Annotated in this window: 21 protein-coding genes; 5 read left to right on the forward strand and 16 right to left on the reverse strand. The window is 57.8% G+C overall.

The window, feature by feature from the left end:
* Window positions 1-9: 9 nt before the first annotated feature.
* The 12 genes from tolA to CKW17_RS20745 form a co-directional block, all read right to left on the reverse strand.
* Window positions 10-1092: a cell envelope integrity protein TolA gene (gene tolA, locus CKW17_RS20690; RefSeq protein ID WP_016983827.1), complete on the reverse strand. Its 1083-nt coding sequence runs from the start codon at window positions 1090-1092 to the stop codon at window positions 10-12.
* Window positions 1092-1544 (reverse strand): protein TolR, encoded by a 453-nt coding sequence (gene tolR / locus CKW17_RS20695; protein ID WP_161806672.1) that lies wholly within the window; start codon window positions 1542-1544, stop codon window positions 1092-1094. Before tolR ends, tolA begins: the two co-directional genes overlap by 1 nt.
* A gap of 23 nt (window positions 1545-1567) precedes the next feature.
* On the reverse strand, window positions 1568-2263 hold the full coding sequence (gene tolQ / locus CKW17_RS20700) for a protein TolQ (protein ID WP_008080223.1): 696 nt from the start codon (window positions 2261-2263) through the stop codon (window positions 1568-1570).
* A complete protein-coding gene (gene ybgC, locus CKW17_RS20705; RefSeq protein WP_077574280.1) occupies window positions 2253-2720 on the reverse strand; it encodes a tol-pal system-associated acyl-CoA thioesterase in 468 nt (155 codons plus the stop codon). Before ybgC ends, tolQ begins: the two co-directional genes overlap by 11 nt.
* Window positions 2721-2847: 127 nt before the next feature.
* A complete protein-coding gene (gene ruvB, locus CKW17_RS20710) occupies window positions 2848-3909 on the reverse strand; it encodes a Holliday junction branch migration DNA helicase RuvB (RefSeq protein ID WP_007912736.1) in 1062 nt (353 codons plus the stop codon).
* On the reverse strand, window positions 3910-4518 hold the full coding sequence (gene ruvA, locus CKW17_RS20715) for a Holliday junction branch migration protein RuvA (RefSeq protein ID WP_003227522.1): 609 nt from the start codon (window positions 4516-4518) through the stop codon (window positions 3910-3912).
* 116 nt (window positions 4519-4634) lie between these two features.
* Entirely contained in the window at window positions 4635-5162 is a 528-nt protein-coding gene (gene ruvC, locus CKW17_RS20720; RefSeq protein ID WP_007962095.1) for a crossover junction endodeoxyribonuclease RuvC, read from the reverse strand.
* A 156-nt stretch (window positions 5163-5318) separates the two neighbouring features.
* Window positions 5319-6065 carry a YebC/PmpR family DNA-binding transcriptional regulator gene (locus tag CKW17_RS20725; RefSeq protein ID WP_007912738.1) on the reverse strand — a complete coding sequence of 249 codons (747 nt, stop codon included), beginning with the start codon at window positions 6063-6065 and terminating at the stop codon, window positions 5319-5321.
* 128 nt (window positions 6066-6193) lie between these two features.
* The gene (gene aspS, locus CKW17_RS20730; RefSeq protein WP_095121315.1) at window positions 6194-7969 is read right to left on the reverse strand and encodes an aspartate--tRNA ligase; all 1776 of its coding nucleotides are present in this window, start codon (window positions 7967-7969) and stop codon (window positions 6194-6196) included.
* 101 nt (window positions 7970-8070) lie between these two features.
* Window positions 8071-8292: an FmdB family zinc ribbon protein gene (locus tag CKW17_RS20735; RefSeq protein WP_007912741.1), complete on the reverse strand. Its 222-nt coding sequence runs from the start codon at window positions 8290-8292 to the stop codon at window positions 8071-8073.
* Between the two features lie 141 nt (window positions 8293-8433).
* Window positions 8434-8754: a ribbon-helix-helix domain-containing protein gene (locus CKW17_RS20740; RefSeq protein WP_026000504.1), complete on the reverse strand. Its 321-nt coding sequence runs from the start codon at window positions 8752-8754 to the stop codon at window positions 8434-8436.
* Between the two features lie 183 nt (window positions 8755-8937).
* Window positions 8938-9408 (reverse strand): Dps family protein, encoded by a 471-nt coding sequence (locus CKW17_RS20745; RefSeq protein ID WP_095121317.1) that lies wholly within the window; start codon window positions 9406-9408, stop codon window positions 8938-8940.
* A 312-nt stretch (window positions 9409-9720) separates the two neighbouring features.
* Here CKW17_RS20745 and CKW17_RS30670 point away from each other — a divergent pair, with 312 nt between their 5' ends.
* Window positions 9721-10323, forward strand: coding sequence for a cold-shock protein (locus tag CKW17_RS30670; RefSeq protein WP_008080216.1), 603 nt, complete (start codon window positions 9721-9723; stop codon window positions 10321-10323).
* 71 nt (window positions 10324-10394) lie between these two features.
* On the opposite strand, the gene CKW17_RS20755 is transcribed toward CKW17_RS30670, so the two are convergent.
* Together CKW17_RS20755 and CKW17_RS20760 are read right to left on the reverse strand one after the other, a co-directional pair.
* Window positions 10395-10601 carry a SlyX family protein gene (locus CKW17_RS20755; protein ID WP_038366649.1) on the reverse strand — a complete coding sequence of 69 codons (207 nt, stop codon included), beginning with the start codon at window positions 10599-10601 and terminating at the stop codon, window positions 10395-10397.
* Between the two features lie 3 nt (window positions 10602-10604).
* A complete protein-coding gene (locus CKW17_RS20760; protein ID WP_095121318.1) occupies window positions 10605-11030 on the reverse strand; it encodes an HIT domain-containing protein in 426 nt (141 codons plus the stop codon).
* 895 nt (window positions 11031-11925) lie between these two features.
* Between CKW17_RS20760 and CKW17_RS20765 the strand changes: the two genes are divergently transcribed.
* Window positions 11926-13290 (forward strand): OprD family porin, encoded by a 1365-nt coding sequence (locus CKW17_RS20765; RefSeq protein WP_095121320.1) that lies wholly within the window; start codon window positions 11926-11928, stop codon window positions 13288-13290.
* A 118-nt stretch (window positions 13291-13408) separates the two neighbouring features.
* Here CKW17_RS20765 and CKW17_RS20770 read toward each other — a convergent pair whose 3' ends face one another.
* Both CKW17_RS20770 and CKW17_RS20775 read right to left on the reverse strand, forming a co-directional pair.
* Window positions 13409-14251: a mechanosensitive ion channel family protein gene (locus CKW17_RS20770; protein ID WP_095121321.1), complete on the reverse strand. Its 843-nt coding sequence runs from the start codon at window positions 14249-14251 to the stop codon at window positions 13409-13411.
* Between the two features lie 181 nt (window positions 14252-14432).
* Window positions 14433-14918 (reverse strand): YajQ family cyclic di-GMP-binding protein, encoded by a 486-nt coding sequence (locus tag CKW17_RS20775; RefSeq protein ID WP_007912755.1) that lies wholly within the window; start codon window positions 14916-14918, stop codon window positions 14433-14435.
* 140 nt (window positions 14919-15058) lie between these two features.
* Here CKW17_RS20775 and CKW17_RS20780 point away from each other — a divergent pair, with 140 nt between their 5' ends.
* The 3 genes from CKW17_RS20780 to CKW17_RS20790 are packed head-to-tail and all read left to right on the forward strand — an operon-like array spanning window position 15059 to window position 18646.
* Complete coding sequence (locus CKW17_RS20780; RefSeq protein WP_095121322.1) at window positions 15059-15976, forward strand: putative 2-dehydropantoate 2-reductase; 918 nt, start codon at window positions 15059-15061, stop codon at window positions 15974-15976.
* Between the two features lie 45 nt (window positions 15977-16021).
* Complete coding sequence (locus tag CKW17_RS20785; protein WP_095121391.1) at window positions 16022-18058, forward strand: HAMP domain-containing sensor histidine kinase; 2037 nt, start codon at window positions 16022-16024, stop codon at window positions 18056-18058.
* Window positions 18059-18061: 3 nt separating this feature from the next.
* On the forward strand, window positions 18062-18646 hold the full coding sequence (locus tag CKW17_RS20790) for a cob(I)yrinic acid a,c-diamide adenosyltransferase (RefSeq protein WP_095121324.1): 585 nt from the start codon (window positions 18062-18064) through the stop codon (window positions 18644-18646).
* The last annotated feature ends 112 nt before the right edge of the window (window positions 18647-18758 follow it).

The following is an 18758-nucleotide window of genomic DNA, read 5'->3' on the forward strand; positions in this document are numbered from 1 at the left end:
GAAGGTTTCTCACAAGGCTAGATCCTCAGGTGTGAATGTCATCTTGAATGAACGATACGGAGCGAAATCGCTCGGCTTCATTCCCTGCATTTCTGTCAAACGTCCAATATTCTTCACTGCCGCGACTGCCGAAGCATCAAACGGACCGTCGCCACTGGACTTGGCCACGCTGACCGAAGTCACCGTACCGTCCGGCAACATGCCGATTTGCAGCACGACCGTCATGCCTTTGCGTGCCGAAGGAGGACGAGCCCAACCTTCTGCCGCTCGCGCACGAATCAGGTCATCGAAACTGCCCGCGACTTCGTCACCCTGCTCATCGGCCAAGGCCTGCTGACGCTGTGGCGTGTCGGAAAGCAGATCGGCCAAGGCCTGAGCCTTTTTGTCTTCGGTCGATTTACGTGCCGCATCCTGCGCTTTCTTCTTCGCAGCATCGGCAGCAGCTTTCTTCTTCGCTTCGTCGGCGATTTTCTTCTTCGCCTCTTCAGCTTCAGCTTTCTTCTTGGCGTCTTCGGCGGCTTTCTTCTTCGCGTCTTCGACGATCTTCTTCTTGGCTTCTTCAGCAGCGGCTTTCTTGGCCTCTTCTTCAGCAGCCTTTTTCGCTTCTTCTTCAGATTTCTTCTTGGCTATATCAGCCAATTGTTTCTCTTCAGCCTTCTTGGCTTCGGCGGTCTTCTTGGCTTCGTCGGCTTTTTTGGCTTCGTCAGCCTTTTTCGCCTCGTCTGCTTTCTTCGACTCGTCGGCCTTCTTGGCTTCCTCGGCTTTTTGAGCCGCTTCTTCTTTCTTTTGTTCCGCAGCGGCCTTGATCTCTTCCTGCTCGACCTTCTTCTGCTCCATCTGCTCGACTTCGGTCTGGCGCGCGGCGGATTTCTTCGCCTCACCCGCAATCTTCTGATTGGTCTGGGTGGTTGCCTGACTTTTCGATTTCAGCTGGTAGAGGGTCGCCTGGACAATCGGTTTGGCCGGCGGCAGCTCTGGTGTAAAGGCAAAACTGACGAACAGCATGCCGAACACCAGCACGTGCAGGACAATTGCCAGAACACTAGGCCAGAAGTAGCTTTCCGAGGCGGACGGCTCTCGCTGTTGCTGCATCAGGGGGCCTCGGTAATCAAACCAACATTACCGACCCCGGCTTTCTGCAACCCGCCCATGGCGCCCATGACGGAACCGTAGTCGACGGTCTTGTCACCGCGGATGAAGACCTGGGTACGCTTGCCGCCTTCAGTGCCAGCACGAATGATCTTGGTCACCGCGTCGGTCATTTGCGGCAGGGTCATGGCCCTGTCCTGTTGCTTCTCGGTATCGACTTCGCTGCCAAGGTTCCAGTAGTAGGTCTTGTCAGCCTTGATCGAAATGGTCAGGACCTGAGTGTTGTTGTCCTGCGGCAAGGCTTCGCTGGAAACCTTGGGCAGATCAACTTTCACGCCCTGATTGAGCATCGGCGCGGTCACCATGAAGATGACCAGCAGTACCAACATCACGTCGATGTAAGGCACCACGTTCATCTCGGCGACCGGCTTGCGCTTTTTGCGAGCTCGAGCGATTAAAGCCATTGGAAATTACCTGCTTATTCTTCGCTGGTGTGCACTTTGCGGTGCAGGATCGCCTGGAATTCATCGGCGAAGGTGTAGTAGCGGCCCAGCAAGGTTTCGCTGCGAGCGGCGAAACGGTTGTAAGCAATAACCGCAGGAATCGCCGCGAACAGACCGATCGCGGTGGCGATCAGGGCTTCGGCAATACCCGGGGCCACAGTGGCCAGGGTTGCTTGCTGGGCGCTGGCCAGACCGCGGAAGGAGTTCATGATGCCCCACACCGTACCGAACAGACCGATGTACGGGCTGACCGAACCGACGGTGGCGAGGAACGGCAAGCTTTGCTCCAGCTTCTCTTCCTCACGGGAGATGGCAACGCGCATGGCACGGGCCACACCTTCCATCACCGCTTCAGGATCAACACCTGGCTGCTGACGCAGACGGGAGAATTCCTTGAAACCGGCACGGAAGATCTGCTCCACACCCGAATCCGGATCAGGGTTGCTACCCGCCTGACGGTACAGCTTGGACAGATCGATACCCGACCAGAAGCGCTCTTCGAAGCTCTCCAGGGCGCGTCGACCGGCGCGCAGCAGATTGCTGCGCTGAAAGATCATGATCCATGAGGTCACCGATGCGGCCACCAGGGTCAACATTACCAACTGCACCACGATGCTGGCATTGCTGACCAGGCTCCACATGGAGGAATGGTCGACGACGTTAGCTTCCACGCTTTATCTCCTGCTTTGAGTGTGTACCCGGGCCGACCGCGTCGGCGAAGGCCGCACGCAAGTCTTCGGGAAGGGCCCGGGGTTTCAAACTGTTAGTGCGCACACAGGCCACCAAAAACTGCCCTTCACAGAGCAGCACATTATCCGTCGCCCGCCTGACCTGCTGTTTAAAGCGCAAGCTGGCACGGTTCAATTCGATTACATCAGCGCTTACCAGCAGTTCGTCGTCCAGTCGCGCCGGCGCGTGATAGCGCGCTTCGCTGGAGTGCACGACAAACAACAGGTCCTCCCCTGCCAGCTGCGATTGAGCAAAGCCCAGCTCGCGAAGCCGCTCGGTTCGAGCCCGTTCCATAAACTTGAGGTAATTAACGTAATACACGATGCCGCCCGCATCGGTGTCCTCGTAATAAACGCGACAACGATGTGCGAACGGCTCAAGCCCGTTTTGCGCGCGCATACTCTAGTGCTTACTCCTCAGGTTGCCAATCCGGCCAGGCAACTGTTTTTCATGGTTTCAGAGCTTTACCGCAAAAGTACCGTCCTATGACCGTACAAACCCTGAATAAATCGACAAAAAATGTGTATCAATCGTCCACGGCATCGAGAAACTCGTCTGCCACGGGCATTTCACCCATTCGTGACGGGATGTTTAAACCGAAGTGCAGGTACGCGTGGCGCGTCACCACCCTGCCCCGTGGTGTGCGCATGATGTAACCCTGCTGAATCAGATACGGTTCCAGCACATCCTCAATGGTGTGACGTTCTTCACTGATCGCAGCGGCGAGGCTGTCGATACCGACCGGGCCGCCATCGAACTTCTCGATCATGGTCAGCAGCAGACGCCGGTCCTGATGATCAAAACCGTGTTCGTCGACATCCAGCAGGTTCAGCGCCAGATCCGCCACCGCTTTGGTGATGTGACCCTTGGCGCGAACTTCGGCGAAGTCACGCACCCGGCGCAGCAAACGGTTGGCGATTCGCGGCGTGCCACGGGCGCGACGAGCGATCTCGAAAGAACCTTCCGGATCCAGCGGCAGACCGAGAATCGCCGCCGAACGACTGACAATCGTCGCCAGATCGGCCGTGCTGTAGAACTCAAGACGCTGGACGATACCGAAGCGGTCACGCAACGGGTTGGTCAGCATACCGGCGCGAGTGGTTGCGCCCACCAGAGTAAACGGCGGCAGGTCGAGTTTGATCGAACGCGCGGCCGGCCCTTCACCGATCATGATGTCGAGTTGGAAATCTTCCATCGCCGGGTACAGCACTTCTTCAACGATCGGCGACAAGCGATGGATTTCGTCGATGAACAACACGTCATGCGGTTCAAGATTGGTCAGCAGCGCCGCCAGATCTCCCGGACGCTCCAGTACCGGACCGGATGTGCTCTTGATCGATACGCCCATTTCCTGGGCGATGATGTTGGCCAAGGTGGTTTTACCCAGACCCGGCGGGCCGAAGATCAGCGTGTGGTCGAGGGATTCGCTACGGCCACGGGCGGCCTGGATGAACAGTTCCATCTGCTCGCGCACGGTCGGCTGGCCAATATAGTCGGCCAGACTGACCGGGCGAATGGCCCGATCCTGGACTTCTTCGCGCTCGCGCGGGCTGTGCGCGGCGGTGATCAGACGATCAGCTTCAATCACTTAAATCATTCCCTTCAGGGCGCGGCGGATCAGGTCTTCACTGCTCAAATTCTTGTCCTTGATGGCGGTAATCGCCTTGCTCGCTTCCTGCGGTTTGTAACCCAGGGAAATCAGCGCGCTGACCGCATCGTTTTCGGCGGTATTGACCGGTGCGGGGCCGTCCGGCTGATTCGGTACCAGCGCGAACATGGCCGGCGAGGTTTCCCAGGCCTTGAAGCGGTCTTTCAGCTCGACCAGCAAGCGCTCGGCGGTTTTCTTGCCGACACCCGGTACTTTGGTCAACGCCGAGGTGTCCTGAGACTGCACACAGCGGATCAGTTCGTCGACTTCCAGGCTCGACATCAAAGCCAGCGCCAGTTTTGGCCCGACACCATTGAGACGGATCAACTCGCGAAAAAAGTCTCGCTCACGCTTACCGGCAAAACCATAGAGTAACTGCGCGTCTTCGCGTACGACCAAATGGGTGTGCAGGGTCAGTGGTTCACCGACCGACGGCAGACGATAAAGGGTGGTCATGGGCACTTCCAGCTCATACCCGAGGCCGTTTACATCCAGAATCAGGTGCGGCGGCTGTTTCTCAGCCAGGGTGCCGCGCAAGCGTCCAATCACGTTTCAGATCCTTGAGCGTTGGCCAGCCGTGGGCTGGCGACTATCGAAAGGCGAATTTCGCGCCGACGACTCAGGCGCAGGAAATCCTGCTTTCAAGAAAATTGATGCTGATGCTATCAGAGACGCAGGCGCCCGCCACGACTGCGTGCCGTTCCCAAGCCGTGCGGCAGCAGACTGGAGCGCGTATGCGCATGACAAATGGCAATGGCCAGGGCGTCCGAGGCATCGATTTGCGGTTTGCTGGTCAGTTTGAGCATGTGCATGACCATCATCTGCACTTGTTCTTTATTGGCGGCGCCGGTGCCGACCACTGCCTGTTTGACCTGAGTGGCCGTGTACTCGGCGATTTCCAGGCATTCTTCAGCGCCGGCAACAATCGCAGCGCCACGAGCCTGCCCAAGCTTCAACGCCGAATCGGCGTTTTTCGCCATGAACACCTTTTCGATGCCCATGGTCACCGGACCGTAGGTCTGGATAATCTCGCGTACACCGCGATAGACGATTTGCAGACGCTCGTGCAGCTCGCCCGCACCGGTACGGATGCAGCCCGAAGCCACATAAATGCAGCCACCACGCCCGGTATCTCGAACAATGCCGTAACCGGTAATGCGCGAACCGGGGTCGATACCAAGAATTAAAGTCATAACGCCTGCAGAAATTGATGCGAAAGCTGAGGGTACATGTAGGAGCTGCCGAAGGCTGCGATCTTTTGATCTTTCAAAAACAGAAAGATCGCAGCCTTCGGCAGCTCCTACAGGTGAAGTGTAGAGCCAGCAAAAACTGCGACCTTTCTATTTGCATCAACCGAGCTGAGCGGCCACGTCTTCCGGAATGTCCGCGTTGGAATAGACGTTCTGCACGTCATCCAGATCCTCAAGCATGTCGATCAGCTTGAGCACCTTTTCCGCACCTTCCAGATCCAGCTCGGCGCTGGTGGTTGGCTGCATGACGATTTCCGCATCATCGCCCTTGAACCCGGCGGCTTCCAGCGCGTTTCGCACCGCATAAAAACTGGTGAACGAGGTGAACACATCAATCGAACCGTCTTCGTGGCTGACCACGTCATCGGCATCGGCTTCCAGCGCCGCTTCGGTCAGTGCGTCTTCATCGACGCCCGGCGCGAAGCTGATCTGGCCTTTGCGCTCGAACAAGTAAGCCACCGAACCGTCGGTACCGAGGTTGCCACCACATTTGCTGAACGCATGACGCACAGCGGCTGCGGTACGGTTACGGTTGTCGGTCATGCACTCGACCATCACCGCCACCCCGCCCGGGCCGTAACCTTCATAGGTCAGCTCTTCAACGTTGTCCGCTTCGGTGGCACCGGCGCCACGCGCGACGGCACGGTCGATGATGTCGCGGCTCATGTTCGCGCTCAGGGCCTTGTCCAGCGCCAGACGCAGACGCGGGTTGGAGCCCGGATCACCGCCGCCCTGACGGGCCGCAACGGTCAGTTCGCGGATCCACTTGGTGAAGATCTTGCCCCTCTTGGCATCCTGACGTTCTTTGCGGTGCTTGATGTTCGCCCACTTGGAATGACCTGCCATAACTCGCTCCGAATTCTCTTTGAAACGTTGCCCGCCCTGCTCACGCAGCGGCCAGCAAACAAAAAATCTCGACCTGCTCTCTATAGAAAGAAAAAAGGCGCATCCGAAGATGCGCCTTCAGGCCCGTCTTACTCAGCCTTTGGCGTTTCGCGCAAACGAATGTGCAGCTCGCGCAATGCCTTGGCATCCACCACACCCGGCGCCTGCGTCATCACGTCAGCAGCACTCTGGGTTTTCGGGAAGGCGATCACTTCACGGATCGACTGGGCACCGGTCATCAGCATCACCAGACGGTCCAGACCGAAGGCCAGACCACCGTGCGGCGGTGCACCGTACTTAAGCGCGTCGAGCAGGAAACCGAACTTCTCTTCCTGTTCCGCTTCATTGATACCCAGCAGACGGAAGACCGCTTGCTGCATTTCCTTACGGTGGATACGGATCGAACCGCCACCCAGTTCGGTGCCGTTCAGCACCATGTCGTACGCGCGGGACAGAGCGCCGGCCGGATTGGCTTCCAGCTCTTCAGGAGAGCACTTCGGCGCGGTGAACGGGTGGTGCAGCGCGGAGAAGCTGCCGTCGTCGTTTTCTTCGAACATCGGGAAGTCGACGACCCACATTGGCGCCCACTCGCAGGTCAGCAGCTTGAGGTCGTGACCGAGCTTGATGCGCAGTGCGCCCAAGGCTTCGCTGACGATCTTGGCCTTGTCGGCGCCGAAGAACACGATGTCGCCGTCAACAGCACCCACGCGATCGAGGATGGCGTTGAGGTTTTCCAGCGGGATGTTTTTCACGATCGGCGATTGCAGACCGTCAACGCCGGCAGCACGCTCGTTGACCTTGATGTACGCCAGACCCTTGGCACCGTAGATGCCGACGAACTTGGTGTAATCGTCGATCTGCTTGCGCGGCATGCTCGCCCCGCCTGGAACGCGCAGAGCAGCGATACGGCATTTCGGATCATTGGCCGGGCCGCTGAACACTTTGAAATCGACTTCTTTCAGTTGATCGGCAACGTCGACCAGTTCCAGCGGGTTACGCAGGTCTGGCTTGTCGGAACCGTAACGACGCATGGCTTCTTCGAAAGTCATGTGCGGGAAGTCGCCGAATTCCAGACCCAGCACTTCCTTGAACAGGTTGCGGATCATTTCTTCGGTCAGGCCCATGATCTCTTTTTCATCGAGGAAGCTGGTCTCGATGTCGATCTGGGTGAATTCTGGCTGGCGGTCAGCGCGCAGGTCTTCGTCGCGGAAGCACTTGGCGATCTGGTAGTAACGGTCGAAACCGGCAACCATCAGCAGTTGCTTGAACAGCTGTGGCGATTGCGGCAGGGCGAAGAACGAACCGGCGTGGGTACGGCTTGGCACCAGATAGTCACGCGCACCTTCAGGAGTCGCACGGGTCAGGATCGGCGTTTCAACGTCGAGGAAGCCGTTTTCGTCGAGGAAACGACGGATGCTGGTGGTCATGCGCGAACGCAGGCGCAGCTTCTCGGCCATTTCCGGACGACGCAGGTCGAGGAAGCGATAACGCAGACGGGTTTCTTCACCAACGTCGGAGAACTCGTTCAGCGGGAACGGCGGGGTTTCCGACTCGTTCAGCACTTCCAGTTCGTAACCCAGCACTTCGATCATGCCCGACGCCATGTTGGCGTTGGTGGCACCGGCCGGACGCAGACGCACCTTGCCGGTGATCTTCACCACGTACTCGCTGCGCACGCGATCGGCAGCGGCGAAGCTCTCGGCGCGATCCGGATCGAAAACCACCTGGGCCAGACCGTCACGATCACGGATATCGAGGAAAATCACCCCGCCGTGGTCGCGACGACGGTGAACCCATCCGCAAAGGGTAATTTCCTGGCCTTCCAGGCTTTCGTTCAGTTGGCCGCAATAGTGGCTGCGCATCATGGTCGTGGTTCGCTTCTCGTAATTCGAAAAATTCGGTGGAGCTCCCGTTGCTTTTCAAGCAATGCGGAACTCACGCGTGTCGTTCAACCCGGGGTTGAACCCTAGTCAGATTTGTCGCCACCGGCCAGGTTCTTCTTGGCGCCGGTCTTGAAATCGGTTTCGTACCAACCGCCGCCGCTGAGGCGAAAGCCTGGCATCGACAGTTGTTTCTTGAGCTCTGGCGCCTGACAGGCAGGGCAGTCGACCAGCGGGGCCTCGCTGATCTTTTGAATGGCTTCCAACTGATGACCACAGGAAGCACATTGATAATCGTACATCGGCATGGGGGTGTCTCGGCGATCAGATTGCCACCGCGCGCAGGGCTTTGCGGCGAAAGAGCGGGATTATATCGATTAAATGCGGGCTGTGCAGCCGTAAGACTGCACAGCCCGCAACCTCGTTTGCAACCGCTGCTTCGCGCCGACTCAGCTTCCCTGGCCTGCACTCATCACACAGACCACCCGCACCAGTGCGCTGAAATTTTTAACCCCGCCATGACGCAGATGCACTTCCCGGTCGACGTGGGACAACAGCGAACTGATCGAACAGCTGTTATTCCTGGCCATGTTGCCCAGAATATTCCAGTAAACCTGTTCCAGTCGCAGGCATGTCGCGAATCCGTTCAAACGCACGGATCGGGACAGCGGCTGAACCAATGACATGTCGAACTCGCTGACGAACGGATCGAATTTCAACTCATGCGGCAAGCCGACAACCCTGTCGCTTCGCCTGTCTCCCTCTACCATATCGTTGACACTCCTTTGTCATCTCTGCTGGTTTTCAAAGCCACATCCTGTGACTTCATAAAAGCGCAGACGCAAAGTTATATCCAGATGACTTATTGACCATAGCCGTAGGATAAGCCAACGATACAGGTAAGATTCCGGACTGCCCGCGAGCACGCCCTCAGACGTGCCCTCGGGCCCTGATCAGGCTTCGAGCAACGCACGCAACATCCACGCGGTTTTCTCGTGAACCTGCATGCGCTGGGTCAGCAAGTCTGCCGTTGGCTCATCACTGACCTTGTCGAGCAGCGGGAATATACCGCGCGCAGTGCGAGTCACCGCTTCCTGACCGTCGACCAGTTGTCTGATCATGTCCTCGGCACTCGGCACCCCCTCCTCCTCCTTGATGGAAGAAAGGCGTGCGTACGTGGCGTAGGCGCCCGGTGCCGGAAAGCCCAAGGCGCGAATACGCTCGGCAATCAAATCAACGGCCAGCGCCAGTTCGTTGTATTGCTCTTCGAACATCAAGTGCAGCGTGCGAAACATCGGGCCGGTGACGTTCCAGTGGAAGTTGTGGGTTTTCAGATACAGCACGTAGGTGTCCGACAGCAGACGCGACAAGCCTTCGACGATGGACTTGCGGTCTTCTTCACTGATACCGATATCGATTGCCATGTTTACCCCCTAACGGCGATTGAATTCATCCAACAGGTGCAGACCCACTCTAGCAAGGCTGTCGACACCCCGCAGCCCCGATCAGGTGCCCACACTGCGACAAATCGACCGAGGCGATGCCGCTGGCCGGGCTGATTTGAGTAGCCGCAGGCTTTGCTGTTAAATAGGCAGTGTGTCGCCATGTCCCATTTTTCGGGGCGTGGCGCATAGGCTGATGCCGTGAACGTGTCCACCGCCTCTTATTTTGTTCCGAAGCGAACCGTGCGCCTTCAGCTCTTCCTTGTGAGCCGTCATAAACGTGAGCCAATCAAAATGTTGAAAATCGTCCACCTGCTAATGGGCGCAGCGGCATTGCTGCTGTCGTTCATACCCAGCTTGAAATCCGAAGCCGTTCCCTACCTGCAACAACCCGATGCACTTTACCTGGCCTTTTTCGGCCTGCTGAACCTGGTCATCGCTCCAGTAATTCCTTACTGGAACAAAGGCCCGCGTCAGCATCTGCAAAATCTGGTCAGCGCTCTTCTGGTGCTGACCGTCGTCCTGCAAACCTTGACCCTGATCGCCCCGATGCCCGTCATCGCCGGCCAGCCAGCCGTGCTGTTCACCCTGGTGATCGCGCTGGTTGCCGTGGTCTTGCACCTGGCGGTGAGCTTCTATCGTTCTTCACCGGCTGCCGCTCCAACCAGCTATGACATGACCAACCGTGATACCGGTACCGTCAAGTGGTTCAACACCTCCAAAGGCTTCGGCTTTATCTCCCGGGACTCCGGAGATGATATTTTCGTGCACTTCCGTGCCATCCGTGGCGAAGGCCACCGCGTACTGGTCGAAGGCCAGCGCGTGGAATTCTCGGTGATGAACCGGGACAAGGGCCTGCAAGCCGAGGACGTGATCGCCGCTCTGCCGCGACGCTGATCCAAGGCATAAAAAAACCGCGAGCAGTGTGCTGTTCGCGGTTTTTTTACGCCTGATGAAAAGTACCTGACTCAGTAATGCGGCGGTGGCGCCTCATCCTCGAAGGACTCGAACTGGCCGACCATCTCTTCCTGGCGCTTGAGCAGGGCTGCCATCTGCAATTGCAGGCGCTCGACCACGCGCTGCTGGGCCACCAGTACGTCATTCAACGCCTGAATGGTGTCATCCTGAAACGCCAGGCGGCTTTCCAGATCGGTAACGCGCTCTTCCAGACTCATGACTCAGCCCTCCACAAAGGTGAAATGCTCGGTCAGGACCAGTCGCAACCGTTCGCGAATGGCAGCGACCTGCTCGGCACTGTAAGGCTTGGCCGGGTGCTTGCCCCAGACCGGCGCCGGCCAGGCTGCGTCGTCGCGTTTGCGCACAATCACATGCATGTGCAACTGGCTGACAACGTTACCCAGGGTCGCGACGTTCATTTTGTCGGCATCAAACAGATCCTTGAGCAGCTCAGCCAGCGCGGTGGTTTCCTGCCACAACTGCTGTTGATCGGCGACATCCAACTGAAACAACTCACTGATATCGTCGCGACGAGGCACCAGGATGAACCAAGGGTAACCTGCATCATTGGACAGCAGCAGTCGGCAGAGAGGGAAATCACCGATGGTCAGTGTGTCCTGTTGAAGTCGTGAATCTAAAGCAAACACTGAGCGCACTCCCGGCTGATCTTCTTTATTCAGCTTAGCGGCGTTCCATGGGGACAGCGCACCAAGCGACAGGACGGCAGCATACCTGCGAATGCGTCAGCCTTCACGACGACGATTCACGCCGTCGCTCTGCCAACGCCCCGAGATGTGACATTTGCGAGCGCGACGCACCAGCACGGAACCAACATCGACACTCAGCCAGACAAAATGACCGAAAACAGCAGAGGCGTTCAGCTTCATTGCCCATGCAAGCTGTATGAATTCAGAACAGCTGTAAATTTTTTTGCACCAAAACCGCACAGTGCGTCTACGCTCACTGCGTCGGGCATCCGCCAAATACTCACTGATGGGGTGAACCGGTAACGTTTTTGGATGTCACGCTCGCTTCTCGGCGTGGCAACACCATAGTAGGAATGGCGTCAAGCAATGAAAAAATCAGGCTTGAAGCCCAGCTTTCACGAGGTTTTCACAAACGCAGGCGGGTGTTCAGAAAAATAACCGCAGCGAAATTGCGGTTTGTGCACGCTTGTTGCATTCGTACCCATATGGACTATAAGCGCACCACTGGAAGTGAATGCCTTAAGCCCCATAAGAACAGTGGCAGGGTTGCCCGATGGAGATTCAAGTGTTTTGCCAGGGACTCTTTTTTACCGATGCAAAAAGGCCCATAAACAGCGAGAAAGTTGTCAGTCCGGCTGCATTGGTACTGTGAATTTGCGACATCCACCGCGCCATTTGCGACAACGTCGTAAAGAAGCTGAAAGGTTGGATCAGCAAGTATCGCCAACATTGTCGGCGTGATATAAGTTTGCGCCGACACAAAAAGAAAGAGCCGCCCAGATAATAAAACAGGTGGGACGGCAGTACTCTTCTAAAACCAAAGGAGCAAATCACGATGCGCGTGATGAAGTGGAGCATGATCGCACTGGCAGTTGCTGCAGCCGCCAGTACTCAAGTGGCTACGGCCGCACCGTTTGTAAGTGACCAGTCTGAAGCCAAAGGTTTTGTTGAAGACGCGAAACTCACCGAGACGTTGAAGAACTACTACTTCAACCGCGACAACAAGAACGGCGGCGCTGACCAGAAAGACTGGACACAAGGCTTCCTGGGTAACTTCACCTCTGGTTACACCCAAGGCACCGTTGGCGTTGGTATTGATGCATACGGTTACCTGGCGTTGAAACTGGACGGTGGTGACGGTACTTCCGGTTCGGGCAACATGAGCCGTAGCGACACCGTTAACCCTAACAACGGTGCTCGCGACGTCAACGACAGCCAAGGCAAAGCCGGCGCGTCGATCAAGTTCCGTGTTTCCAAAACCGAACTGAAATTCGGCGACATGCAGCCAAGCACCTCTCCGGTGTTCGCTGTCGGCGGTTCCCGTATCCTTCCGCAAACTGCCACTGGCTTCCAGTTGCAGAGCAGCGAAGTGAAAGACCTTGATCTCGAAGCCGGCCACTTTTACTCCGGCTCCAGCCAGGACAAGAACGCCCGTGACGGCGGTCTGTACTCCAACTACTCTGGCGTAGAAGCCAACACGATCGACTACTTCGGCGGCAAGTACGGCATCACCGAAAACCTGAGCGCCTCGCTCTACGGTGCCAAGCTGGAAGATATCTGGAACCAGTACTACGCGAACGTGAACCTGACCACCCCGTTCGGTGGCGACACTTCGCTGAACACTGACTTCAACATCTATCGCACCACCGACACCGGTGACAAGGAGGCAGGTGACATCAGCAACACGACCTTCTCCCTGGCAACTGCATTGTCGTTCCTGAAGGCTCATACCTTCACCCTGGCCTTCCAGAAGGTCAACGGCGACACTCCGTTCGACTACATCGGCGTGGGTAAAAACAACCGTGGTGGCGACTCGATCTTCCTCGCCAACTCCATCCAGTACTCTGACTTCAACGGTCCTGGCGAGAAATCCGTGCAAGCCCGTTACGACCTGAAAATGGCCGAGTACGGCGTTCCAGGCCTGAGCTTCATGGTTCGCTACGTTAAAGGTTGGGATATCGACGGTACCGGTCTGTCTGCAAACAGCCAATACCGCACCAGCACTGGCGCACCGCTGTACGGTGAAGACGGCGAACACCACGAAACCAACTTCGAAGCCAAATATGTTGTTCAGTCTGGCCCGGCGAAAGATCTGTCCTTCCGCATTCGTCAGGCCTGGCACGTTGCCAACTCCGACCAAGGCGAAGGCGACGTCAAAGAGTTCCGTCTGATCACCGAGTACCCACTGAACATCTTGTAATTGTCAGTGGTTAGTTTGGAAGCATAAAAAAAGGCCCATCTTGCGATGGGCCTTTTTTATTGCCTGGCACTTGCAATAGTTGCCTGACCGACAAGTCAGGCAATTAATTAGCAAGCTATCATTGTGTCGCCGATTCCTGCACCACACGAATCACGCGTTGCGGAAAAGGAATATCAATGCCGGCAGTCTTTAAACGATCACGCGACTGTTCGTTAAACATGAACATCACGTCCCAGTAGTCTGCAGTTTTAACCCACACCCGCAGGGAAACAGTGATCGAACTGTCACCCAGCGTCGAAATCACGGCCTGTGGCTCAGGATCCTGCAACACGCGCTCATCCTTGGCCAGATCCAGCAACACCTGACGGGCCTTTTGCAGATCGGCTTCGTAATCCACGCCCACATCAAACACAACCTTGCGGGTTGGCTGACGGTTGGTGTTGGTGATAATGCCGTTAGACAGGTTGCCGTTTGGCACGATGATGGTTTTGTTGTCACCGGTACGCAGCACGGTATGGAAAATCTGGATACTGTCGACCGTACCCGCTACGCCTTGCGCTTCGATCCAGTCACCAATACGGAACGGACGAAACAGCAGAATCAGCACGCCGCCAGCGAAGTTCGCCAGGCTGCCCTGCAACGCCAGACCGATGGCCAGACCGGCCGCACCGATGGCTGCAACGAACGAGGTGGTTTCAACACCGATCATCGAAGCGACGCTGACAATCAGCAGCACTTTGAGAATGATGTTCGCCAGGCTGCTGATAAAGCCTTGCAGCGCCAGATCGGCATTGCGCAGGGCCAGCAGACCACCGAGCTTTTGCGTGACCTTGTTGATCAGCCACCAGCCGATGGCCAGGGTAATCACTGCCAACAGCACGCGGCTGCCGTATTCCATGATCATCGGGATCCACGCCTGGGATGCCTTGACCAGGTTGTCCACCTCAGCATTCAAATCCATGTTCTATCTCCTGATTTCCGGCCATTCGGCACGCGAAAAATAAGCGGCAGAAACCCGCCGGGTGTACACAAAACAATGTGGGAGCGAGCCTGCTCGCGAAGGCGCCGTGTCATTCAGCAATGAGTTGACTGACACACCGCCTTCGCGAGCAGGCTCGCTCCCACAGATCATCTGACCGAGCTTAGTCGCGGAAGTTGTTGAACTGCAGGGGCATGCCGAATTCCTTGGCCCGCAGTGCCGCGATGGCCTCTTGCAGGTCGTCACGCTTCTTGCCGGTCACGCGCACTTGCTCGCCTTGAATGGCGGCCTGCACCTTGAGCTTGGCATCCTTGATGTGGCCGACGATTTTCTTCGCCAGTTCCTTGTCGATACCTTCCTTGAGCACGGCGTCCTGCTTCATCAGTTTGCCCGATGCATAAGCGTCCTTGACCTCAAGGCACTGTACGTCGATCTTGCGCTTGACCAGCGCCAGCTTGAGGATTTCGATCATCGCTTCCAGCTGGAACCCGGCTTCAGCAGTCAGGCTGACGGTCAGGTCTTTTTCCTTGAACTCGAAGCTGCCTTTGCCTTTCAGGTCATAACGACGATCGAGTTCCTTCACGGCGTTCTCGACCGCGTTGGTGAGTTCGTGTTTGTCCAGTTCGGATACCACGTCGAACGACGGCATGTAATCTCTCCAATAAAAAGGCGCGCTCGATGTGGATGGAGCGCGCTTGGCTTGCGGTTAAAATCGGGCTCATTATAACGGGTCTTTTCCCACCGACACGGCGAGCCGCACATGCCTGTACGCAATCGAGCAAAAAACTGATGGCCACCCCCTGGCATATTCTCGGCGCCGGCAGTCTCGGCACACTGTGGGCCACACGTCTGGCTCGCGCCGGTCTGCCGGTCAGACTGATCGTGCGTGATGCCGAACGTTTGCAAAGCTATCAGGCCGCGGGCGGCTTGACGCTGGTGGAACACGGTGTGGCGAGCACCTATGCGGTTCCCGGCGAAACACCCGACAGCCCCGAGCCGATCCGCCGCTTGCTGGTCGCATGCAAGGCCTACGACGCCGAAAGCGCCGTCGCCCGCCTCGCCCTACGGCTGACAGCGGACGCCGAACTGATCCTTCTGCAAAACGGCCTCGGCAGTCAGGACGCCGTCGCCAACCGTGTGCCACTGGCCCGCTGCATCAGCGCTTCCAGTACAGAAGGCGCGTTTCGCGATGGCGACTGGCGTGTGGTGTTTGCCGGCCACGGCTTCACCTGGCTGGGCGACGCTGGCCATCCGGTCGCGCCAATCTGGCTGGACGATCTCGACGCCGCGAAAATCCCCCACGAATGGAGCACTGACATCCTCACGCGCTTGTGGCGCAAACTGGCGCTCAACTGCGCGATCAATCCGTTGACCGTGCTGCACCATTGCCGCAACGGCGGATTGCAGGAACATCACTGCGAAGTCGCGACGCTGTGTGGCGAACTGGTCGAGTTGCTGGAACGTTGCGGCCAACCGGCTGCGGCGGACAATCTGCAACAGGAGGTCGAACGGGTGATCCAGGCCACGGCCGCCAATTACTCGTCGATGTACCAGGACGTGGCCAACCAGCGCCGCACCGAAATCAGCTATCTATTGGGCTACGCCTGCAAAGTCGCCGTGCGCCACCAATTGAACCTGCCGCACCTCAATCAATTGCAACAGCGGCTGATCGCGCATCTCAACAGCCTCGGATTGCCCAGCGACTGAGCAGCGGCTACGCTGGCCACTTGTTCCTCTGCTGTGAAAAACCTGATGCCATTGCGCCAGCGTCTCGAAAACCTGCCGGTCGGCCAGAAACTGCTGGCCGCCCTGCTGGTTCTGTTGACCACCGTTCTGCTGGTCGCCAACCTGACCTTTATCAGCGCCGCCTACTACATTTCCCAGGAAAGCATGGCGCCGCAGGCGTTGCAGACCATCGGCCGGCTGATTTCCAACCCCAGCCTGGTCAGCGAAGCCCTGCAATCACCGCAGAGCGCCGAGCGCCTGCTCAAAGAACTCGACAGCTATTCACCACTGCGCGCCGCCGCCCTGTATGACGGCAAGGGCGAACGTCTGGCGCAAGTGCAGCGCGGCGATAAACTCAACCTGCCGCAGCGCTATCGGCATATCGAAGCCTGGCAACTGACCGAATTTCGCAGCAACCAGTTGATCACCCTGCCCCGCCCCGGCACAGCGCCGGGTCATCTGCTGCTGGTGGCCAGCAGCGAACTGCCGATGGCCTTCTATACCGGCACCCTGACCGCGAGCCTCGGCATTCTGATTTTCAGCGTGCTGTTGTGGCTGGTGATTGCCCGGCAGATCAAACGCCTGATCACCCGGCCGATTCATCAGCTCGAGGAGTTGTCCCGTCAGGTGACCCGCGAAGAGAACTACGCCCTGCGCGCCTCACGCGGCAATCATGACGAAATCGGCAGTCTCGCCGAGGCGTTCAACACCATGCTGTCGCGCATCGAAGCCCGCGAGCAGCAACTCAAGCGTGCCCGCGATGACTCGCAAGCTGCCTACGATCAGGCCCAGGGTCTGGCCGAGGAAACCCGCCACACCAACCGCAAACTGGAACTGGAAGTCCAGGTGCGCAGCAAGATCGAGAAGAAGCTCACCGGCTTCCAGAACTACCTCAACAGCATCATCGACTCGATGCCCTCGGCGCTGATCGCCCTCGACGAGCAGCTCTACGTGACCCAATGGAATCAGGAGGCCAGCGCCCTCTCCGGCACGCGACTGGACGAGGCACTGAACCAGCCAATTTTCCTTGCCTTCGAACCGCTCAAGCCGTTTTTGCCGCAGCTCAAGCAGACCGTAGAGCAGCACACCGTGGCGAAAATCGAGCGAGTGACGTGGTTCAAGGACGATGAACCGAAGCATTACGCGCTGACCTTCTATCCTCTGATGGGCGGTGCCGGGCGTGGCGTGGTGATCCGTATCGACGACATTACCCAGCGTCTGTCGCTGGAAGAAATGATGGTGCAGTCGGAAAAAATGCTCTCGGTCGGTGGCCTCGCCGCTGGCATGGCCCACGAAATCAATAACCCGCTGGGGGCTATCCTGCACAACGTGCAGAACATTCGTCGACGCCTGTCCGCCGACCTGCCGAAGAACCTCGAAACCGCCGAGCAATTGGGCATTGAGCTGGACACGGTGAACCGATACCTGCAGGGCCGCGAAGTGCCGCAATTGCTCGATGGCATTCAGCAGGCCGGCGCTCGGGCAGCGAAAATCGTCACCCATATGCTCAGCTTCAGCCGCCGCAGCACCCGACAAATGGCGCCGTGCGATCTGCCGGCATTGATCGATCAAGCGGTGGAAATCGCCGGCAACGACTTCGACCTGGCCATCGGTTTCGACTTCAAGGGGCAAGCGATCATCCGCCAGTTCGACCCGGCGCTCGGCCCGGTGCCGGGCACTGCCAACGAACTCGAGCAGGTGCTGCTCAACCTGTTGAAAAACGCCGCACAAGCCATTCACCAGCGCGAAGACGACAGTGAGCCGGGGCGGATCATCCTGCGCACCAAGCTCAATCCACCGTGGGCCGAAATTCAGGTCGAGGACAACGGCATCGGCATGAGCGAGAACGTGCGCAAACGCACCTTCGAGCCGTTCTTCACCACCAAGGAAATCGGCCAGGGCACCGGGCTTGGCTTGTCGGTGTCGTACTTCATCATCACCAACAATCACAAAGGGCAGATGGAAGTGCAGTCAGCACCGGGCCAGGGCACCTGTTTCACCTTGCGCCTGCCGCTGACGCAACCGCTGCCCATCGCTGCCGAAACCAATCAATTATCGAGGTAACCCATGGGCTTTCGCCTGTCGAAAATCTACACCCGCACCGGCGACAAAGGCGAAACCGGCCTTGGCGATGGCCGCCGTGTGCCCAAGGATCACCCACGCATCGAAGCGATTGGTGAGGTCGATACGCTGAACAGTCAGGTCGGCGTGTTGCTGGCCGGGTTGATTGCCGAGCGCGATGCGTATCCGGGGCTGAATGAACTGATCGAGGTGTTGGCGCCTTGTCAGCATCGCTTGTTTGATCTGGGTGGCGAGTTGGCGATGCCGGAGTATCAGGCGTTGAATGCGGCGGAGATCGAACGACTGGAAGCAGCGATCGATGTGTGGAACGAGGAATTGGGGCCGCTGGAGAACTTCATTTTGCCGGGCGGTTCGATGCTGATTGCCCAAGCACATGTTTGTCGGAGTCTGGCGAGGAGTGCCGAGCGGCGCTGTCAGCATTTGAATGCGCTGGAGCCATTGGCCGGGGTGGGGCTGGCGTATATCAATCGGTTGTCGGATTTGCTGTTTGTGGCGGCGCGGTTGATTGCGCGGCGGCAGGGGGTTGCGGAGATTCTTTGGCAACCGGCTGCAAAGCCTGCAGAAAAGTAGCGCCCTATAGGACGCCATCGCGAGCAGGCTCACTCCTACAGTTGACCGCGTTCTACCTGAAGTAACGCGGTCAATTGTAGGAGTGAGCCTGCTCGCGATGAGGTCAGTAGCC

The organism is Pseudomonas sp. Irchel s3f10 (assembly GCF_900187515.1).
Lineage (GTDB): Bacteria > Pseudomonadota > Gammaproteobacteria > Pseudomonadales > Pseudomonadaceae > Aquipseudomonas > Aquipseudomonas tensinigenes.